This is a genomic window from Blautia sp. CAG:237, assembly GCF_000436615.1.
GTDB lineage: Bacteria > Bacillota > Clostridia > Lachnospirales > Lachnospiraceae > Blautia_A > Blautia_A intestinihominis.
This window is the reverse complement of the sequence record NZ_FR886755.1, coordinates 1-25,862: the sequence shown is the minus strand read 5'-3', so window position 1 is coordinate 25,862 and position 25,862 is coordinate 1. Positions and strand designations below refer to the sequence as shown.

General features: G+C 46.3%; 30 protein-coding genes. 4 read left to right on the top strand and 26 right to left on the bottom strand.

Going from position 1 to position 25,862, the window contains the following annotated elements; translation table 11 throughout:
• Positions 1-794: hypothetical protein (locus tag QZL69_RS10605; protein WP_291519361.1), on the top strand; the 794-nt coding region annotated here is incomplete at its 5' end.
• On the opposite strand, the gene QZL69_RS10600 is transcribed toward QZL69_RS10605, so the two are convergent.
• Genes QZL69_RS10600 through QZL69_RS10585 form a run of 4 tightly spaced genes read right to left on the bottom strand, consistent with a single transcriptional unit; the run spans position 771 to position 2,863 of the window.
• The gene (locus QZL69_RS10600; RefSeq protein WP_022215182.1) at positions 771-1,403 is read right to left on the bottom strand and encodes a hypothetical protein; all 633 of its coding nucleotides are present in this window, start codon (positions 1,401-1,403) and stop codon (positions 771-773) included. The genes QZL69_RS10605 and QZL69_RS10600 overlap by 24 nt on opposite strands.
• Before the next feature lie 12 nt (positions 1,404-1,415).
• Positions 1,416-1,907, bottom strand: coding sequence for a pantetheine-phosphate adenylyltransferase (gene coaD, locus QZL69_RS10595; protein ID WP_022215181.1), 492 nt, complete (start codon positions 1,905-1,907; stop codon positions 1,416-1,418).
• A gap of 9 nt (positions 1,908-1,916) precedes the next feature.
• On the bottom strand, positions 1,917-2,471 hold the full coding sequence (gene rsmD, locus QZL69_RS10590; RefSeq protein WP_022215180.1) for a 16S rRNA (guanine(966)-N(2))-methyltransferase RsmD: 555 nt from the start codon (positions 2,469-2,471) through the stop codon (positions 1,917-1,919).
• The gene (locus QZL69_RS10585; RefSeq protein WP_022215179.1) at positions 2,468-2,863 is read right to left on the bottom strand and encodes a methylglyoxal synthase; all 396 of its coding nucleotides are present in this window, start codon (positions 2,861-2,863) and stop codon (positions 2,468-2,470) included. Before QZL69_RS10585 ends, rsmD begins: the two co-directional genes overlap by 4 nt.
• Positions 2,864-3,140: 277 nt before the next feature.
• Between QZL69_RS10585 and QZL69_RS10580 the strand changes: the two genes are divergently transcribed.
• Positions 3,141-3,368 (top strand): alpha/beta-type small acid-soluble spore protein, encoded by a 228-nt coding sequence (locus tag QZL69_RS10580; RefSeq protein ID WP_022215178.1) that lies wholly within the window; start codon positions 3,141-3,143, stop codon positions 3,366-3,368.
• Positions 3,369-3,436: 68 nt separating this feature from the next.
• Here QZL69_RS10580 and QZL69_RS10575 read toward each other — a convergent pair whose 3' ends face one another.
• From QZL69_RS10575 to QZL69_RS10560, 4 genes are all read right to left on the bottom strand, one after another.
• Complete coding sequence (locus tag QZL69_RS10575) at positions 3,437-3,916, bottom strand: DUF6465 family protein (protein ID WP_022215177.1); 480 nt, start codon at positions 3,914-3,916, stop codon at positions 3,437-3,439.
• Between the two features lie 80 nt (positions 3,917-3,996).
• The gene (gene recG, locus QZL69_RS10570) at positions 3,997-6,045 is read right to left on the bottom strand and encodes an ATP-dependent DNA helicase RecG (RefSeq protein WP_022215176.1); all 2,049 of its coding nucleotides are present in this window, start codon (positions 6,043-6,045) and stop codon (positions 3,997-3,999) included.
• 5 nt (positions 6,046-6,050) lie between these two features.
• Positions 6,051-7,715, bottom strand: a complete 1,665-nt coding sequence (locus QZL69_RS10565) for a DAK2 domain-containing protein (protein ID WP_118251474.1) — start codon at positions 7,713-7,715, stop codon at positions 6,051-6,053.
• A 22-nt stretch (positions 7,716-7,737) separates the two neighbouring features.
• Entirely contained in the window at positions 7,738-8,097 is a 360-nt protein-coding gene (locus QZL69_RS10560; RefSeq protein WP_022215174.1) for an Asp23/Gls24 family envelope stress response protein, read from the bottom strand.
• Between the two features lie 616 nt (positions 8,098-8,713).
• Between QZL69_RS10560 and rpmB the strand changes: the two genes are divergently transcribed.
• Positions 8,714-8,902 (top strand): 50S ribosomal protein L28, encoded by a 189-nt coding sequence (gene rpmB / locus QZL69_RS10555; RefSeq protein ID WP_022215173.1) that lies wholly within the window; start codon positions 8,714-8,716, stop codon positions 8,900-8,902.
• Positions 8,903-9,002: 100 nt separating this feature from the next.
• On the opposite strand, the gene QZL69_RS10550 is transcribed toward rpmB, so the two are convergent.
• The 17 genes from QZL69_RS10550 to rsxC all read right to left on the bottom strand — a co-directional run bounded on the left by QZL69_RS10550 (position 9,003) and on the right by rsxC (position 24,062).
• A complete protein-coding gene (locus QZL69_RS10550) occupies positions 9,003-9,140 on the bottom strand; it encodes a hypothetical protein (RefSeq protein ID WP_173905484.1) in 138 nt (45 codons plus the stop codon).
• A gap of 116 nt (positions 9,141-9,256) precedes the next feature.
• On the bottom strand, positions 9,257-9,631 hold the full coding sequence (locus QZL69_RS10545) for a GerW family sporulation protein (RefSeq protein WP_022215172.1): 375 nt from the start codon (positions 9,629-9,631) through the stop codon (positions 9,257-9,259).
• A gap of 15 nt (positions 9,632-9,646) precedes the next feature.
• The gene (locus QZL69_RS10540) at positions 9,647-10,672 is read right to left on the bottom strand and encodes a hypothetical protein (protein WP_022215171.1); all 1,026 of its coding nucleotides are present in this window, start codon (positions 10,670-10,672) and stop codon (positions 9,647-9,649) included.
• A gap of 4 nt (positions 10,673-10,676) precedes the next feature.
• Positions 10,677-10,988, bottom strand: a complete 312-nt coding sequence (locus tag QZL69_RS10535; protein WP_022215170.1) for a hypothetical protein — start codon at positions 10,986-10,988, stop codon at positions 10,677-10,679.
• Between the two features lie 122 nt (positions 10,989-11,110).
• On the bottom strand, positions 11,111-11,563 hold the full coding sequence (locus QZL69_RS10530; protein ID WP_022215169.1) for an NUDIX hydrolase: 453 nt from the start codon (positions 11,561-11,563) through the stop codon (positions 11,111-11,113).
• Positions 11,564-11,696: 133 nt separating this feature from the next.
• Positions 11,697-13,178 carry a peptidoglycan D,D-transpeptidase FtsI family protein gene (locus QZL69_RS10525; protein ID WP_199704962.1) on the bottom strand — a complete coding sequence of 494 codons (1,482 nt, stop codon included), beginning with the start codon at positions 13,176-13,178 and terminating at the stop codon, positions 11,697-11,699.
• Positions 13,102-14,475 (bottom strand): FtsW/RodA/SpoVE family cell cycle protein, encoded by a 1,374-nt coding sequence (locus QZL69_RS10520; RefSeq protein WP_022215167.1) that lies wholly within the window; start codon positions 14,473-14,475, stop codon positions 13,102-13,104. The genes QZL69_RS10525 and QZL69_RS10520 overlap by 77 nt, the downstream gene beginning before the upstream one ends.
• 6 nt (positions 14,476-14,481) lie before the next feature.
• Positions 14,482-16,653, bottom strand: coding sequence for a peptidase U32 family protein (locus QZL69_RS10515; RefSeq protein ID WP_022215166.1), 2,172 nt, complete (start codon positions 16,651-16,653; stop codon positions 14,482-14,484).
• A gap of 72 nt (positions 16,654-16,725) precedes the next feature.
• Positions 16,726-17,133: a cell division protein ZapA gene (zapA, locus tag QZL69_RS10510; RefSeq protein ID WP_022215165.1), complete on the bottom strand. Its 408-nt coding sequence runs from the start codon at positions 17,131-17,133 to the stop codon at positions 16,726-16,728.
• 144 nt (positions 17,134-17,277) lie between these two features.
• Positions 17,278-18,276: a Holliday junction branch migration DNA helicase RuvB gene (gene ruvB / locus QZL69_RS10505; protein WP_022215164.1), complete on the bottom strand. Its 999-nt coding sequence runs from the start codon at positions 18,274-18,276 to the stop codon at positions 17,278-17,280.
• A 14-nt stretch (positions 18,277-18,290) separates the two neighbouring features.
• Entirely contained in the window at positions 18,291-18,902 is a 612-nt protein-coding gene (ruvA, locus tag QZL69_RS10500; RefSeq protein WP_022215163.1) for a Holliday junction branch migration protein RuvA, read from the bottom strand.
• Between the two features lie 149 nt (positions 18,903-19,051).
• Entirely contained in the window at positions 19,052-19,843 is a 792-nt protein-coding gene (locus QZL69_RS10495) for an RnfABCDGE type electron transport complex subunit B (RefSeq protein WP_022215162.1), read from the bottom strand.
• A 17-nt stretch (positions 19,844-19,860) separates the two neighbouring features.
• Positions 19,861-20,439, bottom strand: coding sequence for an electron transport complex subunit RsxA (gene rsxA, locus QZL69_RS10490; RefSeq protein ID WP_022215161.1), 579 nt, complete (start codon positions 20,437-20,439; stop codon positions 19,861-19,863).
• Positions 20,436-21,146 (bottom strand): electron transport complex subunit RsxE, encoded by a 711-nt coding sequence (rsxE, locus tag QZL69_RS10485; protein ID WP_022215160.1) that lies wholly within the window; start codon positions 21,144-21,146, stop codon positions 20,436-20,438. Before rsxE ends, rsxA begins: the two co-directional genes overlap by 4 nt.
• On the bottom strand, positions 21,143-21,748 hold the full coding sequence (locus QZL69_RS10480; RefSeq protein ID WP_022215159.1) for an RnfABCDGE type electron transport complex subunit G: 606 nt from the start codon (positions 21,746-21,748) through the stop codon (positions 21,143-21,145). The genes rsxE and QZL69_RS10480 overlap by 4 nt, the downstream gene beginning before the upstream one ends.
• Positions 21,745-22,725 (bottom strand): RnfABCDGE type electron transport complex subunit D, encoded by a 981-nt coding sequence (locus QZL69_RS10475; protein WP_022215158.1) that lies wholly within the window; start codon positions 22,723-22,725, stop codon positions 21,745-21,747. Before QZL69_RS10475 ends, QZL69_RS10480 begins: the two co-directional genes overlap by 4 nt.
• Before the next feature lie 14 nt (positions 22,726-22,739).
• Complete coding sequence (gene rsxC, locus QZL69_RS10470; protein WP_022215157.1) at positions 22,740-24,062, bottom strand: electron transport complex subunit RsxC; 1,323 nt, start codon at positions 24,060-24,062, stop codon at positions 22,740-22,742.
• Positions 24,063-24,368: 306 nt separating this feature from the next.
• Between rsxC and QZL69_RS10465 the strand changes: the two genes are divergently transcribed.
• A complete protein-coding gene (locus tag QZL69_RS10465) occupies positions 24,369-25,313 on the top strand; it encodes a ribonuclease H-like domain-containing protein (protein WP_291519340.1) in 945 nt (314 codons plus the stop codon).
• 59 nt (positions 25,314-25,372) lie between these two features.
• On the opposite strand, the gene QZL69_RS10460 is transcribed toward QZL69_RS10465, so the two are convergent.
• On the bottom strand, positions 25,373-25,862 hold a 490-nt coding region (locus tag QZL69_RS10460; protein ID WP_291519339.1), incomplete at its 5' end, for a S1 RNA-binding domain-containing protein.

Sequence of the window (25,862 nt, the reverse complement as noted above, 5' to 3'; positions counted from 1 at the left end):
TCCTGATCCGAACAGATATGATCGGCCAGCGCCTAACCCCCATGGAATCCATCTGGCAAAAAATCTTCGGTGTTTCTCCTGCCGGAGCTTATGCCGTTCTTTTTGGGCTGCTCTGTGGTTATCCCATGGGAGCCAAACTTACTTCCGATCTCTATGCCAGCCGAAAGATCAGTCGCAGGGAAGCACAGTATCTCCTGACTTTTACCAACCACGCCAGTCCCATGTTCATCAGTTCTTATCTGATACATACCTGCATGAACGGGCAGGTCTCTGCTTTGGAGGTATTCTCGCTTCTTCTCGGCTCCGCCTTCCTCACCATGCTGTGCATGCGCCTGTGGTTTTTTCGTACAGGCAGCCGGTACACTGCTGGCTTCTCCCCGATATACACATCAAAAAAAGAGACATCCTCTGACAGCTCTCCGGGAGCCATACTGGATGCCTCTATTATGAACGGTTTCGAAACGATCACCAAACTGGGCGGGTATATTCTTATGTTCTCGATCCTGACTGCCTGTGTACGTCATTTCTGGAAAAGTCAGTCCATACTTTCGTATGTGCTGTTCTGCCTCCTGGAAATGACTACCGGGCTTCACAGTCTCGCACTCTCAGGTTTGAAACCGGAAATAAAATATCTCTGTGCCCTGGTCACTGTCGTACTCGGCGGTGCCTGCATCACTGCACAAACACGAAGCCTCGTGACAGAAGAACTCTCCCTGCTTCCCTATCTCGCATCCAAGCTTGTGAATGCGCTGATCGTCATACTACTATTCTTATTCTTCGCCAAGATCATCTAAGAGATTGTCATCCTCAGCTTCCTTGGCAGGTTCGTCATGGTAAGAACCTGTGATCGCTGCTGCCTGTGCTGTCTGAGGTGCCAGCTCCTGGCGATTGTGGTTTACAACTTCCAGACAACTCTGCAGAGAGTCGATGAAAGTCTTGTATTTGCCGCCTGCATCCTCCAGTGTCTGGTTCAGGACAGATCCGATGTTTGCCATCATGTCATCTGTGTAAGTGATCGCGCTCAGACGAATGCTGTTGGCATCCTGTGTAGCGGAATCCAGGATCTCCTGTGCCTGCTTGTTGGCAGCGTTGATGGTCTCGTTCGCCTGTGCGTAAGCCTTCTGCATGATCTCGTGCTGTGTAACGAGCTCCTGTGCCTTGGTCTGTGCATCTGCGATCAGGGCATCTGCCTTGGTCTGTGCATCCTCAAGGATCGCATCTTTGTTGCTGATGATCTTCTGATATCTCTTGATCTCATCCGGAGTCTTAAGACGAAGTTCTCTTAAGTACTCTTCCATCTCTTCTTTATTTACAACGATCTTGGTTGCTGATAAAGGCTGAAATTTACAGCCTTCTATAAATTCATCGATTTCGTCGATAAGCTGTTCAATTCTGCTGCTCATAGTACATTCTCCTTATATTTTGTCTTTTTCCTGCATCTTCAGGAGTAGTTCCTGAATGATCTCTGCCGGTGCAAAACTGGATAAATCTCCTCCAAATCGGGCTACTTCCTTCATAATGGTGGAGCTTACATAAGCGTACTCCAGACTTGTGGTCAGGAATACGGTATCTACATCCGGAGCCAGAACGCGGTTGGTCTGAGCCATCTGAAGCTCATACTCAAAATCAGTAACCGCACGAAGCCCACGTACAATGACCTGGGCCTGATTCTCTCTGGCAAAGTTCACAGAAAGTCCGTCAAATGGCTTGATAATCACATTCGGGATATCCCTGGTCGCCTTTTCTAATATATTAACACGTTCTTCCACAGAAAACAACGGACTTTTTGCAGAATTCTGCAAAACCCCGACTACAACTCTGTCAAAAGATACGCTTGCGCGCCTGATGACATCCAGATGACCATAGGTTGCCGGATCAAAACTTCCCGGATAAACTGCTGTTACCATAGGTATTTCTCACTTTCTTTTGTGCAAAAAAATATGCTTATTGGTCTTGTATTCTTTGGAACGGCTCAGTTCATAGCCAAATTCTTCCACATAAGAGAAGTCCGTATGAAGGTCTGCCTCAACGATGATCAGGGTATCCTCATCCGCGAGGGAGCTATCCTGCAGATACTCCAGCACCTGTCTCTCCAGCTCATTGTTATACGGTGGATCCATAAAAACACAGTCGAATGCAGCCTGCCCTTCCATAGAACGAAGAGCCTGCAGTACATCCATGTTCAGCAGTTTACCATGTTCAGCCAGCTTTGTAAATGCAAGATTTTCCCGGATGCAGGCGCATGCCTTGGGATTTTTCTCAACGAAGGTCGCATGTTCTGCGCCTCTGCTGAGTGCCTCGATCCCGATTCCACCGCTTCCACTGAAAAGATCCAGGAAGGTGCTGTCCGGAATGTATGGCTGCAGAATATTAAACAGAGTTTCTTTGATTCTGTCTGTAGTTGGTCTTGTTTCCATGCCAGGCACTGTCTTGAGTGCAAGACGTCTGGCAGTTCCAGCGATTACTCTCATTTCAGATTCAGTCTCCAATCCAGGTCGCCGCGTGCAAGTCCGAGAATCAGAAGTTCTGCCGTTGCGATATTCGTAGCGACCGGTATATTATATTGATCACACCTCATAACGATGGCGTGGATGTCCGGTTCTTTCGGATCCATCATGACCGGATTGTAAAACAGGATGACCATGTCAAGATCCTGTCGTTCTACCATTTCCATAAATTGCTTATCTCCGCCTATACTTCCTGCAAGGAACTTATGCACATGAAGGTTTGTGGCTTCCTCAATCCGCCTTCCGGTTGTTCCGGTAGCATAAACCTCATGCTTGGCGAGAATATTCTTGTAGGCGATACAGAAATCTTCGATAAGTACCTTTTTGCTGTTGTGTGCAATGATTCCTAAATTCATCGTTCATCTCTCCATTTTCACCAATACATTACTGGTTTTTTAGTTTTAAGCTTATTTGTTACTGTTAACGTGGTAAACAGTAACACTTATTTTTGTTTATTATAACAAGTTACCAAAAAAAGTGCAATTAAATCTTTCAAACTTATACACAATTCATAGAAATTTAATATTTTCATATTTCTGGCAGATTATACGCTAAATTCCAGTGTATTATTTCGATAAATCCACATACTAGCATTGTAACACAAACACAAAAACAACCAAGGAGGAATCAATCATGTCAAACAATACTTCTTCTAACAAAGCAGTCGTACCAGAAGCAAAAGGCGCACTGGACCGTTTTAAATTCGAAGTAGCAAATGAATTAGGTGTACCGCTCACAGATGGATACAACGGAAACCTTACCTCCAAACAGAATGGTTCTGTCGGCGGATATATGGTTAAAAAAATGATCGAGCAGCAGGAAAGACAGATGTCTTCCGGAAGCCAGGGCGGTCAGTATTAATCTTTATCTCTCTGCCTGAAAGGGTCAAAAAGCTCAGATGAACAGATCATCTGAGCTTTTTATTGTTCTTATAATCCAAGAAATCCTGTAATATCACCATTGATGACATAGTGTGCCCCATTGTCTTCTGGTTTGATATATACTTTTAAGTCTTCAAGTTCTGATTCTTTTCTGCCCATCTCTTCTGTCCAGATCTTTTTGATGCTCTCAACAACATCCTTTGCATATATCTCTTTGCCAAGCCACTGTACGAATACTTCTGTAGTTGCTTCTGCTTTCTTTGCAGCTGCTTTTCTGGTTGTTCTCTTCGCAGTGGTTTTCTTCTCTGTTGTCTTTTCTTCGGTTGTCTTCTTGACAGCAGTTCTCTTTCTGGTTGTCTTCTTTGCAGGTGTTTTTACTTCTTCAGTTGTTTTCTCGGTTACTGTTGCTTTGACCGGCTCTTTTGTCTCCGGTTCTGCAGCGAGCTTTGCAGGAGCCTCTTTTTCGATAGCCGTCTTCGCAGTTGTTGTCTTAGGTTCTGCCTTTTTTGTCGTTGTTCTTGTAGCCATAATAGCCTCCTTACAAGGTGAAAAATATTTTTTACGGTACTAAAATACCACGTTTTCCCGGGTTTGGCAATATTTTCTTTTCAGAGGGCGATGTTTTCTGTCGCATTCTGGCTGTAATGTTCCATCCGTTCTCTCAAAGATCTGTGCTGTTCAAGATCAAGTTCCGGGTCCAGGGAAAGGATCTCTTCTGCCGCTTCGCTGGCTTCTTTGAGGATCGTGGAATCGTTGTAGATATCACCGATCCGAAATTCCATATCACCACTCTGACGGATCCCGAACAAGTCGCCGGGGCCACGGAGTTTGAGGTCTTCGCCTGCGATATAAAAGCCATCATTTGATTTGTTCAGGATCTCCAGACGTTTCGAAATCTGATCCTGATTTCCCTGGATAAAAATACAGTAAGACTGGTATTCTCCACGTCCTACACGGCCGCGGAGCTGGTGAAGCTGTGCAAGACCGAAACGTTCGGCATTTTCAACCATCATGACAGTGGCATTCGGCACATTCACACCTACCTCAACGACCGTTGTTGAGACAAGCACCTGGATCTCGCCGGCTGCGAAAGACTCCATCACACGGTTCTTTTCTTTGGGTTTCATCTTGCCATGGAGGTATTCGATCTGAATGTCAGATGGAAGGTTTTCTTTAAGCTTCTGCGTATAATCGAGGACGTTTTCTGCATCCATGCCCTCGCTCTCCTCTACCATCGGACAGATAACGTATGCCTGTCTGCCCTGGCGCACCTGTTTCTCTATGAAGGAGTAGGCTTTGGGGCGGTATGAAGTATTGACAACGCAGTTTTTGATCGGGAGACGCTTTGCCGGAAGTTCATCGATCACGGAGATATCAAGATCTCCGTAGAGGATGATCGCCAGTGTTCTCGGGATCGGTGTTGCGCTCATGACAAGGACATTAGGCGGAATTCCTCTCGTTGTCAGGGCTTCCCTCTGTTTGACACCGAAACGGTGCTGCTCATCTGTAATGACCAGGGCAAGGTTTGCGTATTCGACTTTTTCCTGGATCAGCGCATGCGTACCGATGATGATAGCAGCTTCTCCGGAGGCAATGCGTTCGTAGGCGATACGTTTTTCTTTTGCTGTATCAGAACCGGTCAGAAGAACGGTCGGGAAAGAAAGTCCCTGTTCTTCCATCAGTTTCAGGAATCCTTCGTAATGCTGTCTTGCAAGGACTTCGGTCGGTGCCATCAGGGCTGCCTGATAGTCATTATCTGCCACAAGGAACATCGCAAGAAATGCGAGGATCGTCTTGCCGCTTCCAACATCTCCCTGTACAAGCCGGGACATCATCGTTCTTCCGGCAAGGTCGCGCTCAATCTCGTGCCAGGCGTTAAGCTGTGCATTCGTAAGTGAATAGGGAAGACGCTCAATGACCTCCTCTGTCAGCCAGGTTTCTTTGACTGGAAAACAGTTCGGAGTCTCCTCTGCCTTTTCTTTCATTCGCCTTACAGAAATGATAAAAAGAAGAAATTCGTCAAAAACAAGGCGTTTCCTGGAAACAAGCAGTTCTTCTTTGTTTTTTGGGAAATGGATGGTCTTGAGTGCGTAGTTGATGTCTGCAAGTCTGTAGCGTTCTTTGAGTTCTTCCGGGAGGTATTCACTCTGCATCGGAAGTGTTTCCAGAAGCTGTGTGACCATTTTGACGACGGTCTTGTTAGAAAGTCCTGCTGTCAGTCCGTATATCGGCTGGAGGTTATGCAGGATCTCCTCGTATGCTGACGGGGTAAAGATCTCCGGATGTTCCATCTCAAGCTTGCCCTGCTTGCGCACGATCCTGCCGCGGAAAACAAACCAGCTTCCTTTCCTGAGGGTTTTCTTCAAATATGGAAGATTGAACCAGACCACAGGAAATTTCCCGCTCTGGTCAGCGATGTTTACGGAGATGATCTGTCTGCCCCTCACGGAATTAACATAAACGCCGGAACATACCGCAGCGGAGACGGCCTGCACCGTCTCCTCCTTAAGCTCTGCGATATCTACCGGCGTTTCATATTCATCATAATTTCTTGGATAGTAGTGCAGGAGATCGTCGGTATCGTAAATACCAACCTTCTGGAAAAGCTTCTCAGTCTTCTCTCCTACACCTTTTAGGGTTCTTAAACTCTGTGCCATTTGTCCTACTCAACAGAAATGATGTAATAATAGATCGGCTGTCCGCCATAGTTTACTTCTACTTCACAGTCCGGATATTTCTCTTCCAGAGTAGCTGCGAGTTCCTCTGCCTTCTCCTCGGAAGCATCTGCGCCATAATAAACACTGATAACCTCAGCATCATCTGTCATCATGGCTGCTACGGTATCCTCTGCAACTTTTTCTTTGCCGCTTCCGACTGCAAGGATTCCCTTGTCACCAATACCCATGATATCTCCCTCATGGATCTCGTTATCCTCGATCCTGGTATCTCTGACTGCATAGGTGATCTGGCCAGTCTTGACTCTTGCGATCGCCTCGGTCATCTCTTCGGTGTTTTCCTCGAGAGATTTCTCCGGAACGTAGCTGATGAGAGCAGTAACTCCCTGTGGAACCGTCTTGGTCGGAACAACGATGATCTCCTTGTCCTCAGTAAGATCTCTTGCCTGGTTTGCCGCGAGGATGATGTTCTTATTATTAGGAAGGATGTAGATCGCCTTGGCATTGACTTTGTCGATCGCGTTCAGCATATCCTCAGTACTTGGATTCATGGTCTGACCGCCCTCGATCAGATAGTCTACACCAAGTTCTTTGAAGATGTCTGTGAGTCCATCACCTGCGGACACTGCGATGAAGCCAACTTCCTTTGCCGGTTCCTGTTTCTTCTCTTCTTCTGCCTGCTGTTTGGCAAGTTTCTCTGCGTCTTTGATAAGTTTTTCCTGATGTTCTTCGCGCATGTTGTCGATCTTCATACGGGAAAGGGCTCCATAAGTCAGTGCACGCTCGATCGCCTGTCCCGGATGATTGGTGTGCACATGGACTTTGACGATCTCATCGTCTGCAACGAGAACGATGGAATCACCGATGGAAGTCAGGAATTCCTTGAATTTGTGTTCTTCTTCGATCGGAAGCGTTTTGTCCAGAAGGATGATGAATTCTGTACAGTAACCGAATTTGATATCAGCCTCTGCCTGTGGAGAGATCTTGGTCACTGCTGGTCCCGCAGTCTTCTCAAAGTCGGAATAATCTACTTCTTTGCCGAGGAAGCCGTCAATGGCACCTCTTAAAACTTCAAGGAGACCCTGTCCACCGGAGTCTACAACACCTGCTTCCTTAAGAACAGGAAGCATCTCCGGTGTCTTTGCCAGAGTTGCCTCTGCGTGTGCAAAAACTTCCTCAAAAAACGGCTGCAGTTCCTCTGCTTCCGGAGCGATCTCTGCAGCCTTGAGTGCTGCTTCTCTGGCTACAGTGAGGATGGTTCCTTCCTTCGGTTTCATAACTGCCTTGTATGCAGTCTCTACTGCACGGTCCATAGCTGCTGCAACTGCAAGTGCATCGAGTTCCTTAGCTTTCTTAACGCTCTTGGTGAATCCTCGAAGTAACTGGGAAAGGATAACACCTGAGTTTCCTCTGGCTCCACGGAGAGAACCGGAAGAGATCGCCTTGGCAAGAGTCTCCATATCCGGATCTGTCAGTGCACTTACCTCTGCAGCTGCTGACATGATCGTCATTGTCATATTGGTTCCTGTATCTCCGTCTGGTACCGGAAATACGTTTAATTCATTGATCCATTCTTTCTTTGCTTCCAGATTCTTGGCTCCTGCCAGGAACATTCTGGAAAGCACACTGGCATCGATGGTTTTTATATTCAACACGTGTTCCTCCTCTGATTCCTTAGTCTATTGCGCGAACGCCTTCTACGTAAATATTGATCTTGTCGATCTCCATGCCAGTGAAATCCTCTACTTTGTACTTCACATTGCTGACAAGGTTATCGGCGATCGTACTGATATTTACGCCATACGCTACAATCACATGGAAATTCAGGCGGATCTTGTTGTCCTCTGTGATCTTGACACTGATACCATGTTTCAGGCTTTCCATACGAAGCAGCTTGACCAGTCCGTCCTTCATGCTGACTGCTGCCATTCCTACGATCCCGAAACATTCAACTGCCACACTGCCCGCATAGGTAGCAATAACGTCTGTATCAATGACGATCTGCCCTAAGCCGGAATCTATACGTCCATTCATATAGTGACCTCCATAAAAAATTATTATATAAATATATTATAACCCGTTTTTTTGGATAAGACAATGTTTAATTTCGACATGGGCTGTTCTCATGATTTCTAATATAAAAAGAAGCTGGTCGGATTTGATCTCCAGCCAGCTCATACACGATAGCATTTTTCTTCTTGATATTTCAGCTCCCTGCTTTTGACCTGATCCGATGAAAAACAGGGATTTCTGAAATGTTTCTAGAAAAAAACAGACGGCAGCATTGCCATAGATAAAAAAGATGTATTGCTTAATTCTATATTAACACTCCCATCCCTATAATTCAAGTGATTTTACTATTATTTTTTAATTATCTGTGTTTTTATAATTAAATTTTGAAATAAGATATTATTTCACACGTTTTTTCATTTTTACCATATTTTATAACATTTTTTACATATTTACAATATTCCTCATCTCTGTCGTTCCGGTTTCATACTTATAATATATAGTCTGAAAACAGCTATATTTTACCTTGTTTTTGCCCTTTTGAAGAATATTTTGAGATTTTCTATTTTTTTACTTGCAAAACCTGGCTTCATCTGGTAGAATAAAATCTGTTGAAAAAAAGCGTCAAGGAGGTGCTATCATGGCTAAATGCGCAGTTTGTGAAAAAGGTGCTTATTTCGGAAATAATGTAAGTCATTCCCATAGAAGATCCAATAAAATGTGGAAATCCAATGTAAAATCCGTTAAAGTTAAAACAGCTAACGGCGGTGCACAGAAGATGTATGTATGTACTTCTTGTCTGAGATCCGGAAAAGTTGAGAGAGCATAATTCCGAATTATGTATGAACGACCAAGCAGGGCACGGGAATTTTCCCGTGCCTCTTTTTCGTTTTACAATAAACAAAGCTATAAAACATCTATTTTCATTGTTAATGGCAGAACATATGATAACCACAGAGAAGGCAAAGCCCGGCTGTGACAATAATGACCACATTCTCCTGTATCAGCATGCCGATCACAATTCCTATCCCTATGCAGAAAATCATCAATCCCAGAAGTCTTCCCACACTCTTACCCTCATCTTATGGTCTCATAATATCTTATGCCAAAAACCCCTGTGGAATACAAAAAGCTTTACCGCACCTGCACGATAAAGCTCTTTGATATATCTCTTACTTTTTATTTAAATCTCTGTCTCACTTTCTGTGTCATCACTCTTGCCGAATCCAGAGGCAAATCTGTCTACAAAATCCGGAACCATATCGAGGACTTTGGTGAGTCCGTCCTGATTCTTGACATTGACGAGTTTGGTAGTTCCATTCTGGATGACCAGGACGGCACTTGGGGTCAGTTTACCGGTCATTCCACCGCCGCCGTTGCTCTTCTTGTCACCCTCGAAAGCCCCTGCTCCTACGCCGAAGGAAACATCCACCAGCGGAAGGATGATCGTATCTCCGACATGGATCGCATCTCCGACAACTGTCTTGGCAGAAATAAATGCATCCATTCCTTTAAAAAGAGAATTTACAGTATCCTTAAAATTGTTTTCACCTGACATAACACCAGTCCTCCTTTATTTATGTTTCCATCGTCTGATGACGTATTTTATATTTTTATCAAAATACAGCTCTATGGCTGTTTTAACCAGCATGGTCCCGTATACTCTGCCCTTCAGATTCACATTTCCATAGAGAACATTCCGGTTCTCAAAAAGCGGCATGACACGGATACAGTTTCTGTGAAGCGGGATCGTCATTCCAAGGACTGCAAGTACAGAGCCCGTGATCGACGGATCTGTGCAGTCAAATACAAGTTCTCCCTCCACTTTCGTCGGAAATACATGCCGCAAAAGACGAAATGCCCTGGTTTTGACAAGAGATATGGCTTTCTGTGTACGTGGATGTCCGATAAATGCTTTCCACCAGTCAATCTTGTCACAAAGCGCATCCTTCTTTCGGGAGAGATTCTCCAGATCTGCGGGGATCTTCATGATCCTTCGATAGACTGCTTTTATTTTGTCCCAGATCCTTCTGGCTTTATTCCCCAGATCATAAAACAGATTCTTAAGTTTCTCTGCTGTCTGCTGCCATTTGCGTTCTTTCTCGATATCCGGATCTGACAGATCTTCTTCGGATGTTTCCATCTCCGGCCAGGATGCCTGCGGGGTCTCTGCTACTCCCCGGCTGTGCTTTGTCTCATCCCGAGAAAGTTCTTTCGCTTCTATATAAGTCGCATTTCCAGTGCTGTCCTCATCAGTCTCACTGTACTCTATCTCATCATCCATGTCAGGATCTGTTTTCTTCTTGTTCTTACGGTTCCTCAGTTTCTTCAGGACTTTCATGACAGGGATCCCAAATAACCGGAAATCCGATACCGTCTGTCCATTCTGAAACCCAAGAGAAAATGAGATACCGCCAAACAGCCAGCTTACCTTCGCCCGCCCACTGGCAGTGCGGAAGGAACCGGCCTCCTTCGTCCCTTCTGCCCGATACCTTACAGGACAGAATAAAATCAGCAGCAGTGCAAACAGGATCAGCCCCAGTATTATCCCTATAAGGATCAATATAAATTTTATGATCATCCACAAGATATGTAGCATGGCATCACCTGTTCTTCCAATATTCTTCTATCCGAAAATCTCCTGTCGCATCGTAGACTTCCTGAATGATCTCCACAACCATATCCACAGCCTCGTCCTTATCGCCGGCAAGTCCGATGATCTCCGGACAGATGTCTGCAGCACTCTGCTGGATCATTGTCAGAGCCGGTATGATCTCCAGAAGGTTCCGTGGATTTTCTGAAAAAGTGATAAGATAGACACCCGGCACGATCTTCCCATGATTCAGTTTACGACGGATCTTATCTGCTCTCTTTACGCCCTCGCCAATGCGAAGATCCTTACACCATTTCAGCATCGCTTGCTTCTCCTTCGGCTGTTATTATAGAGGATTTCCTTTTTTTCGGAATCTAAACAGGGCTGCGTCAGAAACACAGCCCTATTGTACATCTTCCATGCAGAAAATCTGAACAGTTATGCTCAATCTCTGCGCTGTTTGCCCCAGAGTCCCTGACTCCGTAGTTCCAGATATTCCTGGTAAGCCTTCTCCACGATCTGCTTCTCATTCGAGAAACGAAGCAGATGATAGATCTCATGGAATTTGTAATACCCGGAATCCACAAAAAACTCTTCTCTCTGAGGTCTGCTATGATAATTATCAGCCGTCATCAGATACCAATGTACTTCCTTTGTAACGATATCCTCCGGAACTGTGAAATTATAATGGCTCTTGCCGATATACTTGACTACGGTAGCCTTCACGCCAGATTCTTCCTGCACTTCCCGAAGTGCTGTCTGAATATGCGTCTCACCTGGTTCTACAGTTCCCTTTGGCAGCACCCAGCCTTCATAACGGTTCTTATAAGACTTGTAAAGTGCCAGTATCTTGCCACGATAAATTACCACACCGCCACAGCTCGTTGCTTCTATCATGTTGCAATTTCCTCCTGTACTGCGTGTGAGTTGTTACTGTTCACTCCGTTCACAGTAACTGTAAGTTTCATACACTGAACTGTTAATAGTATAACTCTTTTTGGACAAACTGGCAACCTTAATCGTTATTCGATCAGTCAAAATAATATGCATCAAAGACATCCGCCGCGATCGGCACTGCCGCCTCGCTTCCGGTACCACCATCCTCGACGATGACAGAAACCACGATATCCGGATTATCAACATTAGAATATCCGACAAACCAGGAATGGCTTGCACCACTTTCGTTGTATTCAGCAGAACCGGTCTTTCCTGCCACTGTATAGCCTCTTCCATTCAGAGAAGAAGCTGTACCGTTCTGTACAACCCCCTTCATCAGTTCTCCGAGGAGAGATGCTTCGTTGTCTGTCATCAGACGTTTATATGCTTCCGGCTCTGTGGTATCCACCTCATCACCGGCATGATTCTGCACCTTGTCGATCAGATATGGTTTCATCAGAACACCGCCGTTTGCAATGGAACTTGTGATCAGTGCCATGTGCATCGGAGATACCAGGGTATTTCCCTGACCGATCGCCGTCTGCATCGTGAGCGGAACTCCAGAGCTTCCATTTAAAGTAAAGGAGCTCTTACGATAGGATCTCAGCGGAAGCTTCTGATTAAACAGAAGGTTCTCGCTTGTCTTAAGAAGTGCAGCTCCGCCAAGCTGTGTTCCCATCTCCGCAAATGCACAGTTACAGGATTTCGCGAATGCCGCATAAAAATCCTCCTGCCCATGGACGGTCCCGCCATAACACCGGATCGTATGGTCTTCTTTCGTGATGCTTCCCTGGCAGTCATAGGAAAATCCATTAAAAGTCCCATTCTGCCGCAGATAAGTCAGCGCTGTGACGATCTTGAACGTAGATCCCGGAGGATACTGTCCCATCGTCGCACGGTTCAGAAGACTGCTGTTTGTCTCATCATTTACAAGCTGTTCCCAGTTTGCTGCGATCGTATTCGGATCAAAGTCCGGCTTGCTGACCATCGCAAGGATTTTTCCCGTAGATGGCTGCAATACTACAACAGCACCTCTCCTGTCACCAAGAGAATTGTATGCCGTTGTCTGGAGATCCGCATTCAAAGTGGAGACGACCGTATCCCCGACATTCTTCGCACCGGCAAATTCATTTCTGATCTGGCTCAGGAAAAATTCATGGGAACTCAGAAGCTGGAAGTTCGCCTCTGATTCCAGTCCGCTTTTTCCATTAGTATCATATCCGACAACATGTGCAAAAATATTGGAATATGGATAAGACCGTTCCTCTGTTCCATCTTCACTGACATTTGTCTGTGCAAGTACCTCTCCGTCGGAAGATATGATGCTTCCGCGCACAACTCTGTCTGCAAATGTATCCTGTCTTGTATTGTAAGGACTGTTGATAAAACTGTCGCTCTTTACGGTATTGAAATAAACAAGATATCCCGCCAGTCCCAGAAAAATAAGCACAAAGAAGACAGATACAAATGTATATTCCTTATTTCTTGCTCTGCGGCTCTTAGATACGGCGCGTTCTTTCGCCGATCTCCTCTCTTGCTCTGATTCTCTGTAACGCTTCTTTTCTTCGTTTCTCAAATTCCTCGTCCTCGTCTTCTCTCAAAATATACAGTCCCTGAATGATCGCCAGCATGAGGATCGTGCTCAGAAGAGAACTTCCTCCGTAACTTACCAGCGGAAGGGTAACACCTGTCATAGGGATAAATTTGGTAGCACCACCGATCGTTAAGAACACCTGGAAAGCATACTCTGTTCCAAGTCCCAGTGCGATCAGCTTATAAAAAGGATTGATGATACGCAGCGCGATATTGACGATCATCAGGAAGAAACTCATGCACACCAAGATCAGGCAGATTGCAAAAATCCCTCCCAGTTCCTCGCAGATCGCGCTGAAGATAAAGTCATTCTTGACAACCGGAATGGACTCCGGTGAGCCCTGGCAGAGTCCCATGCCGAACCAGCCACCAGTTCCGATTGCAAACAGCGACTGTACGATCTGGTAGCCTTCGTTCTGGTAAACTGCCATCGGATCCTTCCATGCGCTGACTCTCTGTCTGACATGTCCAAACAGATGATAGGCGACCACTGCTGCCCCGCTTCCGCCTACAAGTCCAAGTCCCAGATATCCGACATTTCTGGTAGATACATAGACCATGACCAGATAAGCCACAAAAAAGATCACGGCACTTCCAAGGTCCCTGGAAAGCACCAGTATCCCCACATGGAAAGCTGCAACTGCCGATACCTGTACCACAGCTTTAAGACTGGTATCTCTGGACAAAAATGATGCCATAAAGAATACAAAGGTAATCTTGATCGCCTCTGATGGCTGCACACCCAAAAGTGTCAACTTCGCTCCATAGCTGGTTCTGGCCAGAAGAAATACAGCCCCCAGAAGTACAACGCCTATTCCTGCATATATCCAGGTCAGTTTGCGAAGAAAACGCATCTTACGGATCATGACCGGTATTGCAAGCGCAACAGCACTGGCACCGGCCGCAACAAGAAGCTGCTTGGTAGCCATCGTGATGTCAAGACGGCACAGCATGATAAATCCAACACTCAAAAGCATGCACATATTATTCAGAAGCAGCAATGATGCTTTCTTGTACAAGACTCTGTACAGGATCTGGATCACTGCAAAAAAGATCTGCATTTCTATATAAAAACGTACCACCTTGTAATCAAACGTCTTGAGGTAGATCACAAGAAACGCAGTGAAGTCGATAAAAAAGATCAGGATAAGCTGCTGACGCAGAAGCTCATTCCTCTCCTCTTCATCCGGCTGACGCACGGTATAAAAACAATGAAACGTATAGACGATCATCAGCGTCAGGATAATGTATTTGGATAATTCTACTATTACATTGATCATATGCCCCTACTCGGCTCCTCTTTTAAAATGTCCTTTGGTAAAGTTCCTTTCGGCAGGTATACGGTTATGATAATATACCCCCAGAAATTCATCCAGAATCTGCTCTGTTTCCTTAGCTGTCTCCATAGTCAGGGAAATACGTAAGGACTGCATCCCAAGTGCAAGCACCTGCTTCGACTCCTTAAGAAGTCCATACGGCAGACTGTTATAGATTATATTATAGCAGCGTTCTTTTGTTTTTGTAGTTCCTGTTTTCCATGGGTGGCAGACACAGACTGCTGTAAATTCCTTGTCGTATCTGTCCTTCAGGATCATACTGCCCTCGCACATATCACAGGAAGCGATATTTTTGCGGACGCACTGCGCTGACTGCATCAATGGAATATATCCATATACGATAAGCTCACTGTTCCTGTTATCCCTGTGACGCATTTCCGCTTCTTTCAGTTCCAGAGGTACCGTATTCTTAAGAATGTCCTGTTTCTCCCAGAAATCGACGGCTTCGTTATTCCAGGTATACATCGTTGCATCCAGAACCGCAGATTTCTCAAGGCCCTGTTTTTTCAGCATTCCATAGGATTCCAGATTTCTCACAAGAAATCCCTTCATTCCTTCCTCAAGCCACCTTAAAGCAGTCTCAAAAAAATGCTCCGGTGCCTGTTCTCTGGTGATATAAGGAAATGCAAGATACAGTTCTTTCTGGTTCTGAATGCCCCTGGCCATTGCCTGCTCCATAACAAAATATGGAAGATACAATCCCTGAACTTCGTCTCTCTGCCATGCTGTCTCTGCCTGCTCCATCGTTTCGCAGGATATGAACATGCCTGGTATACTGCCATTCTTTCCGGCAGGACTCCCTTCCATTGTGGCAAACACTGGTCTGTCCGCTGCTTTCCGGTACATCGGCGCACAAAGTTCTTCTCCCAATGCTGCCAGAGCGTTTCTCCTGAGTTCATTAAGAAGTTTCACCGGAACAAAGATATTTCCATCCATCTGGATATCCAGGGATTCCCATTCAAATTCAGTATTTCCCAGTTTCTCCATCTGTTTGCGGATACGCTCCTCTGACATCGGATGTTCCTTGGCAAACTGGACTTCTCCATCGGAAACCACCACCTGCCTGTCCCCGCAGGAAACCTGCAGGATTGCCGGGCTCTCCGGGTAAAGCATCAGGCTTCCGGTGATCTTCTCCTTACATTTCGTAAGTTCTCCGGATACGCCGCCGGTCTTCTTCTCATTGGAGAATGCCATCATGGACGGACCGTTGTGCTGCTTATAATAGCCCGTGCAGGAACCGCCTCTGTTAAAGATATCTAAAAGATATTTCCTGTCTTTGTCTGTCACCTGATAATTTTGTCTGTTCTCTAACAATATGTCCAGATATTTCCGATACATACCTGTCACCCCGGCTGTATATCCCGGCTGTTTCATTCTTCCCTCGATCTTGAGCGACATCACGCCCGCTTCTACAATCTCCGGCAGAATATCCAGTGTACAGATATCCTTAAGACTCAGAGGACACAAATCCTCTGTCTTCGGAAATTTCTTGTCTTCTCCCTTACGGACCTGGTAAGGAAGCCTGCATGGCTGTGCGCATCTTCCACGGTTGCCGCTCCTGCCTCCGAGGATGCTGCTCATCAGGCACTGCCCGGACAGACTGTAGCAAAGAGCCCCATGGACAAACGCTTCGATCTCAATACTGCTTTTCTTATGCATGGCAGCCAGTTCCTCAAGGCTTAATTCCCTGGCAGCAACGACACGTGCCGCTCCCTGTTCCTCAAGGAATTTCATTCCCTCCGGTCCGGTAACTGCCATCTGTGTGCTGGCATGGATATGCATGTCCGGAAAATTTCTGCGGATGAACTGAAAAACGCCAAGATCCTGAACAATGACCGCATCCAGTCCCGCCTCATACAGCGGTTTCAGGGAAGCAAAGAGTTTCTCCTTGATCTCACGGTTCTTAAGCAGGGTGTTTACCGTGAGATACAGCTTCCTGCCATGAATGTGCGCTGTCCGGATCGCACGGATCAGTTCTTCCTGTGTAAAATTCTGCGCGTAAGCTCTTGCCCCGAAATCCGGTCCGCCTACATAAACTGCATCTGCACCGGCTCCGATCGCAGCCTCGAATCCCTCATAGGAACCTGCCGGTGAAAGTAATTCTATTTCCTGTTTCTTCAAATGAGATTTTCCTTTCATCAGATCATTCTGTAACAAATAAAGAGGACTACCGAAGCAATCCCCTCCCTACTCTTACTTAAGCAACTTATCTATCTCTTCTTCCAGTTCCTTGACCTTCCCTTCAAGAAGTTCCTTCTGTGTTCTGGCATCCTGTTCTTTCTTCTCAGTTTCTTCGATCTTCATGCGGAGTGCGATCAGTTCATGCTTTAATTCATACATCTCCTGATCCTTCTGCTGAAGATCCTGCTCAAAGATCTCTGCCTGCTTCTTTGCCTTGAAATAATCATCTGTAACATTCAGGCTGAGCAGGGTGTGCTTTGTCTCCATTGGCTGACGGGAATATCCCGGCATTTCGCTCAATTCAGACATTTTGTTATTTATATATGATGCCACTTTCTGGAAATACTCTTCAGATTCGTAACCACCAAGAGTTATGATCTTCCCTCCGATGACTACCTGCGCCGTATTTTTGACTGCCATAACAAGCCTCCCGTATCTTAAACTTTCATCCTTCTTCCATAACGGAAGCCGACCAGATTTTTACAAATCTATGGCGTAGTAATACTCCTCACGCCTTGTCTGTACTCCATTATAATCGAATTTTGTAAAAATGTATAGGAATTTTTACGAATTTCTTTCAATTCCGAGATGCTTATAGGCAAGTGCGGACGCTGTACGGCCTCTCGGGGTCCTGTTGAGGAAGCCATTCTGCAGAAGATATGGCTCATAAACATCCTCCAGAGTGCCTGCATCCTCCCCGATCGCTGCCGCCAGAGTCTCCAGACCAACCGGTCCTCCCTGGAAGTTTACGATCAGTGTCTTGAGGATCCTCCGGTCGATCTTGTCCAGTCCATATTGATCCACCTCAAGAAGATCCAGTGCAAAAGAAGCTACATCATAAGTGATCTTTCCATCGTATTTGACCTGTGCAAAATCACGGACTCTCTTGAGAAGACGGTTTGCAAGGCGCGGGGTTCCTCTGGAACGCTTGGCGATCTCTGCCGCACCCCTCGTATCGATCTCAACACCAAGGACATCTGCTGAACGAAGGATGATCGTCTGAAGTTCTTCCTTATTATAGAATTCCAGATGGTGCATCACCCCAAAACGATCCCGGAGCGGTGCAGAAAGAAGTCCCGCCCTCGTTGTCGCTCCGACCAGGGTAAATTTCGGAAGATCAAGACGGATAGATCTCGCAGAAGCACCCTTGCCGATCATAATGTCGATTGCAAAATCCTCCATCGCCGGATAAAGGACCTCCTCCACCTGACGATTCAGGCGGTGGATCTCATCCACAAACAGGATATCTCCCTCCTGGAGATTATTGAGGATCGCCGCCATCTCACCCGGCTTCTCGATCGCCGGACCGGATGTTACCTTCATATGGGTTCCCATCTCATTGGCGATGATCCCGGATAAAGTAGTCTTACCAAGTCCCGGAGGTCCGTAAAACAGGACATGGTCGAGGGCATCGTGTCTCTGTTTCGCGGCTTCTATATAGATCTTGAGTGTGTTTTTGGTTTTTTCCTGACCAATGTATTCATCGAGGGTCTGTGGACGGAGGTTTCCCTCCAGAGGCAGATCCTCCTCTGTCACATCTGTTGTGATCATTCTTTTTTCCATTTATCATTACTCCATTATAATTGTTTGAGGGCAGCCTTGAGGATTGCTTCCACATCGCCCGGGTCTACATCTGTGACTCTGCGGACTGCCTTGAGTGCCTCGGAACTGCTGTAGCCAAGTGCTGTCAGGGCTTCCACTGCCTCCTGGCGTCCATCATGGAAATCTGCACCAGCAAGGACTGCCGCCTCCTGCTCATGTGCCAGTTTCTTCTCAAACGCATCCTCCAGTTTCAGTTTATCCTTCAGTTCAAGGATCAGTTTCTGGGCGGTTTTTTTACCGATCCCAGGCGCTTTGGAAAGAGCCTTGACATCATCAGAGAGTACCGCGAACCGAAGCTCATCAGAAGTAAGTCCTGCCAAAACTCCCAGTGCAGCCTTCGGCCCGATCCCGTTGACACCAAGAAGAAGACGGAACATCTGAAGATCGTCCTTATTCCAGAAACCATATAACTGCATGGCATCCTCACGCACATGGAAATATGTATGGACTTTCACCTTACCTTCCATACGGACCGCCTGCTCGATCGCCGTCCCTGTCATAAAAACCTCATATCCGATCCCGCCTGTCTCTATGATCACAGAATTCTCTGTTGTATCTGCCACCTGGCCGCAAATGAATGAAATCATGCAAACTCTACTCCTGCTCTAATCAAATTTTTTCCTGTTTTTCAATCATAACATAACAAAAAGCAAAAAGCAAACATCTATTCGAAAAGATCCCGGTCAGAGAAGCATTGCCTCTCACGGCCGGGATCTTATTCATATGATATGAAGTTTTAGAGAATGACTTTTCTCGGGCATGCTTCTTTACATGCACCGCAGTTTGTACATTTGTCGTAATCGATGTGTGCACAGAAGTCTGTAACAGTGATCGCACCGTTCGGACAGGTCTTCTCACACTTCTTACATCCGATACATCCAAGTTCGCAGGCAGTTGTAACAGCCTTGCCTTTGGCATGGGAACTGCAGCCTACGAAAGTCTTCTGCTCGTATGGTGCAAGCTCGATCAGATGATGCGGGCATTTTGCGATACATTTACCACAGGCTTTACATGCATCACGGTCTACGACTGCAACACCGTTCACGATATGGATCGCATCAAACGGGCAGGCTTTTACGCAGCTTCCGAATCCCATACATCCATAGGAACAGGCTTTGGCACCGCCGCCCGGGATGAATGCCATCATTTCACAGTCTTCTACACCTGTGTAAGTGTAGTTGTCTTTTGTTTTTTCACAAGTTCCGGTACATTTTACGAAAGCAGCCATACGTGCGCTCTCGACAACTTCCTGTCCCATGATCCCTGCGATCACTTTTCCAACTGCTTCGCCGCCTACCGGACATGCATTGACCGGTGCTTCTCCTTTGGCGATCGCTGCTGCCAGACCATCACAGCCCGGATATCCACATCCACCACAGTTGTTTCCCGGAAGTGCTTCACGGACAGCAACTTCCTTCTCATCGACTTCTACCGCAAATTTCTTGCCGGCAACGCCGAGGAAGATTCCAATAAAGAGGCCCACTGCTGCAACAACGACAGTTGCCACGATAATTGCATTAATATCCATAATCTACGCCTCCTTCGTTACTTAAGCAGTCCGGAAAATCCGAAGAATGCGATCGCCATCAGACCTGCTGTAAGCAGTACTTTCGGGAAGCCCTGGAAAGATTCCGGAACATCGTTGTATTCAATTTTTTCTCTGATACCAGCCATCAGGGTGATAGAGATTGTAAATCCGACTGCTGTCGCAAATCCGTTTACAGTTCCCTGAAGGATGTTGTAGCTTTTCTGTACGTTTGTCAGGGCAACACCAAGAACTGCACAGTTTGTTGTGATCAGAGGAAGGTATACACCGAGTGACTGATAAAGTGCCGGCATACCTTTCTTGAGGAACATTTCAACAAACTGGACAAGTGCTGCGATGATAAGGATAAATACGATCGTCTGTAAATATTCCATATGTGTCGGTACCAGGATGAAGTTGTAGATCAGACCTGTTACAAAGGAAGACAATGTGATGACGAAGATGATCGCACCACCCATTCCTGCCGCCGTTTCGATTCTCTTGGATACACCGAAGAACGGGCAGAGTCCGAGGAACTGGCTTAAGACTACGTTGTTGACGATCGCAGAGCTTACCAGGATCAGTAATAATTCTTTCATGCTTCCTTGCCTCCTTTGCACATTGTGTTGTTGCAGGTATCACAGCCTGCGCAGCATCCGCAGCCTTCACTCGGGTCAATGCCTCTCTTGGCAGCACCGATCTTGAATTTGTTCTGGAGCGCTGCAAGCATTGCAAGAACAAAGAATGCTCCAGGTGCAAGGATAAAGATCGTGATCGGCTCATATCCGAACTTTCCGCCTGCTGCGAGTGGAAGTATCTGATGTCCAAAGATCTGTCCGGCACCGAGAAGTTCACGGACTGCACCGATGCAGGTGATACTTAAGGTAAATCCAAGTCCCATACCAATACCATCAAATAATGACGGGATTGGAGGATTCTTGGAAGCATATGCCTCTGCACGGCCAAGGATGATACAGTTTACAACGATCAGAGGGATATAGATTCCAAGTGCGGAATACAGGCTTGGGATAAATCCCTGTAAAAGCATCTGTACAATAGTTACGAAAGATGCAACGACAACGATAAATGCCGGCATACGAACTCCATCCGGAATGAATTTCCTAAGAAGGGAGATCATAAGGTTTGACATTGCAAGGACTACTGTTGTGGTAAGTCCCATTCCGATACCGTTGATCGCGGATGTGGTAACTGCCAGTGTAGGACACATACCCAGTACCAGCACAAAAGTCGGGTTTTCTTTGATAATACCGTTTACAAGACGTTCAGCAGGTGTATTTGCTTTCATGACTCTGCTCCTCCTTCCACATAACGAAATGCACAAAGGCCGGCATTTACACCGTTTGTCATGGCATTTGTAGTAATTGTGGCACCACTGATCGCATCGATCTGGTCGTCAGATGTGGCACCTGTCTTGGTATATTCGAATTTTTCTACGTTCTTATCCTTAAACTGATCCTGGAAATCCGGGTTCTTGGCTTTCATACCAAGTCCGGCTGTCTCGCTGATGGACAGGATGGAGATTCCGTTTAAGGTTCCGTCATTCTGAATTCCCATGGTGAACTGGATGTCTCCGCCATATCCTTCAGAATCTGTAACGTTGAGTGCATAGCCGATCGTCTCACCGGAAGCATCCTTGGCTTCCATGATCTCGTTGATCGTCTGTGCATTGAAATTATTCTCTGCAAGGTTTGCTGCCAGTGCATCAGCATCTACATCATATACTTCAAAGCTGTCTGCATCTTCAAATACAGCCTTGTATGCTTCCTGTTTGGACTGCTCCTGCTGCTGTGCGATAGGATCTGCTGTGATATCCTGGACTACGCCAAGTGCAAGACCGGCAACAAGCGTGATCGCTGTAATCGCGATCGTATCTTTTACAATACTCATGCTTTTTTACCTCCTTTTCCAAAAGCAACCGGTTTGGTCACTTTCTCGATAAGCGGTACCAGAAGGTTACAGAAGATGATCGCATAGGAAACACCCTCTGCGGATCCGCCAAAGAGACGGAAGATCGCTGTGACAACACCAAGACAGCATCCGTAAAGTAACTGTCCCTTCGGTGTGATCGGGGTCGTTACATAGTCAGTTGCCATGAACCATGCACCAAGCATCAGACCGCCGCCGAACAGATGGCTGAAAAGATAGTTTACATCAAATCCCTTGCCTGTCCCAAGCATATAAAGGATTACAAATACTGCAAAACTTCCGATATATGTAAGCGGGATCTTGAGGTCGATGACTTTGAATGCAAGAAGGATCACTGCACCGATCAGGATCGCGATTGCAGAAGTCTCACCGATGGTTCCGTGAATATTACCGATGAACAGGTTCTTTACAGAGATGGAATCTGCTGTGAATCCGCTGTTCTTAAGTTCTGCAAGAGCAGTTGCTCCTGTAACAGTATCAATACAGTGATATCCGCTCAACTTGTCCACTGCGAAATCTGTCATTTTGCCTGCAAAGGAGATCATCAGGAAACATCTTGCAGCAAGTGCCGGGTTCATGAAGTTCTGTCCCAGACCGCCGAAAAGCTGTTTTACAACGATGATTGCAAAGGCACTGCCGAGTACCGGCATCCACAGCGGGATCTGCGGCGGCATGTTGAGCGCAAGCAGAAGTCCTGTAACAACTGCACTGAAATCATTGATTGTGTTCTTTTTATGCATAAGACGGTCATACAGCCATTCAAAAAAGACGCTGGACGCAACCGTCACGAGTACAACAAGAAGTGCACGGAAGCCGAAGTTCCAGATACCAAACAGTGTGGTAGGAAGCAGCGCAAGTGCAACGAGCTGCATGATCCGGCTTGTTGTCATTTTGTCCCTGACATGAGGATTAGATGATACATTTAACATTTGTTCCATTTTGTTCCCTCCCCCTATTTCTTCTTACGGCTGGCAAGAACCATTTTACGCATAGATTTGATACTCTGGGTCAGCGGTCTCTTCGCCGGACAGATATAACTGCAGCATCCGCATTCACAGCATTCCATACCATCCAGTGCTTCAAAACCTGCCATATCACCACGTTCAGCCAGCGTAGCCAGACGAGCCGGAAGAACATGACCGGGACAGACACCTACACAACGGCCACAGTTGATACATGCCGTCTGGATCTTCTGTGCCTCAGCTACTGCATCATGCTCCAGGAAAAGGAATGCAGAGGTTGTCTTGGTGCACGGGATATGAAGGTCATATAACGGGAATCCCATCATCGGACCACCGGAGATGATTTTCTCGATCTTGGCTTTCAGTCCGCCTGCTGCATCGATCAGTTCAGACATATCGGTTCCTGTATAAACACTGAAGTTCTTAGGCTCTTTGATGCCGTCACCTGTTACAGTCACAACTCGATCCATGACAGGTCTGCCCTGGATAACAGCCTTGTATATAGCAACTACAGTCTCTACGTTGTCTACCACGCATCCAACATCTGCCGGGAGCATCTTGGAGTTGATCTCTCTGCCTGTTGTCGCGTAGATCAGGGTACGCTCACCACCCTGTGGGTATTTGGTCATGAGTTCTTTGACTTCGATCCTCGGGATATCCTTGACCAGTTTCTGCATCTTCTCGATACAGTCCGGTTTGTTGTCCTCGATACAGATATAACCTTTGGCAGAATCAAAGAGTTTCAGGATCACTTTAAGTCCCTCGACTACTTTCTCCGGTTCTTCCATCATTCTGCGGTAGTCACTGGTGATGTACGGTTCGCACTCCGCGCCGTTTACCAGTACGTATTCGATCTTGGAAGGATCCTTCGGTGCCAGTTTGACATGAGTCGGGAAACCGGCTCCACCCATACCTACTACTCCGCCTTCTTTGATACGGTTCAGGATTTCTTCTTTGGTCAGATCTTCCAGTTTCGCAGGTGTGAGCTCCACTTCCTGATACTGTTGGTCGTTCTCCACGATGATCGCATCGATCATGGCGCCTGTCGCATTCAGGCGCTTCTCGATCCCCTTAACAGTACCTGATACAGATGCGTGAAGAGGTACAGATACAAATCCTCCTGCATCTGCGATCTTCTGTCCTGCGAGAACCTGGTCACCCTTTTTGACACATGGAACAGACGGTGCTCCGATGTGCTGAGACATCAGGTAAGCCATGTCTCCTTTTGGGAGATACTTCTCAATCGGATGATTCTTTGCCAGTTCCTTACCTTCGTAAGGATGGATTCCGCCCTTAAAGGTCAGTTTTCCCATATATTCGTTTCCTCCTTTTTCATGAGCTGGTATCCACCGCCCATGTTTATTTTGTTTCTGGTGCTGCAGACGATGCCCTCTGCAGTAGAAATCTTGATTAGTTACTGTGCACTCCATTCACAATAACCGCTATCTATACTATACATCTTTTTCACTAAAAATTCACTACCCAATTCACAAAATATTGTGTATAATTAAATACAATCAAGAAAGGAAAAATATAACATGATTGTTAAAAAAATGCCGATTTTACAAGGGTTTCCAGACCCTGATACTGTTAAATTTTTGTCGAGTGCAGAATTAAAGTTGTCAGAATTTTCACCTATTTTTTACGATATTGAGACTACAGGTCTGTCCCGATATTCCACCTTCGTTTATCTGATCGGAGCCGTACGATATGAACAAAACCTATGGATCCTGACACAGTGGCTCGCGGAATCTCCCGAAGAAGAATCTCTGATCATCGAGGAATTTACCCGCTATATACAGGGCGCAACCTGTACGATCCAGTACAATGGAAACCGTTTTGACCAGCCTTATCTCGAGGAAAGGTGTCGAAGGAGCGGTCTTCCTTCCCCTTTTGGAGAGCTTCCGTCGATTGATCTCTATCAGTCGCTCAGATCGTGTCAGACTTTGTTTAAATTATCACGAATGAAGCAGCCCGACCTGGAAAATCTGTTTCCTTCCATACACAGAATACACTGTGACGGCGGTCAGTGCATCCGATTGTACCGCTCCTATATAAAAAAGAAGGACCCCTCCGCACTGGAAACGGTTCTGGGTCACAATCAGGAAGACTTATGCGGGCTTGGATCTGTCTATACGCTTCTGAGCTACAAATTCCTCTATCTCGGCGAATATGAGCCTTCCGCTGTCCGCATGCACGGCCAGGAAGAACTTGTGATCACGCTGGCGCTAAAGCATCCGGTCCCTGTTCCCGTTTCCTGTGTCACAGAGGAATTCTATCTCACCGTCAATGATTCCGAAGCCAAACTGCTCCTCCATCTCAGGGATGGAAAGCTCCGGCAGTATTATCCGAATTACAAGGACTATGAATATCTCCCCGGAGAAGATCAGGCAATCCCCAAATCGCTCAGCCGCTACGTGGACAAGAGCCTGCGGACAGCAACCACGCCCCAGACCTGTTACACCTGGTTCTGCTGCGACGAAAGTTTCCTCAACAGCAGACAGAAACAGATGCAGTACCTGACACATTCTCTCCCTTGTCTTCTCAAAAATCTCGGAAAATAACGCAAAAAAAATCCCGGCAGACCTTAAATCTGTCGGGATTTCATATTATTTGGAATTAATTAAGCCTCTGTGTCTTCTTCTGCCTGTGCAGGAGCTTCCAGTGCTTTCATGCTAAGGCTGATCTTCTTGTCTTCGCCGTTGAAGTCAACAACCTTTGCTTCGATTTCCTGTCCGATGGAAAGTACATCAGATGGTTTTGCAACGTGCTCTCTGGAAATCTGGGATACATGAAGAAGTGCATCGATTCCAGGTGCCAGTTCAACGAATGCACCAAAATCTGTCATACGTGCAACTTTACCAGTTACAACGTTGCCTACTGCGAATTTCTCAGCAGCTGTAAGCCATGGATTCTCTTCCGGGAATTTCATGGACAGTGCGATCTTGTCTCCGTTGATCTCTTTGATCATAACTTTAACTTCGTCACCAACGTTGAATACTTTCTTCGGGTTCTCTACTCTGCCCCAGGACATTTCGGAGATATGAAGAAGTCCGTCTGCTCCACCGAGATCGATGAATGCACCGAAATCTGTAACGTTCTTAACAACGCCT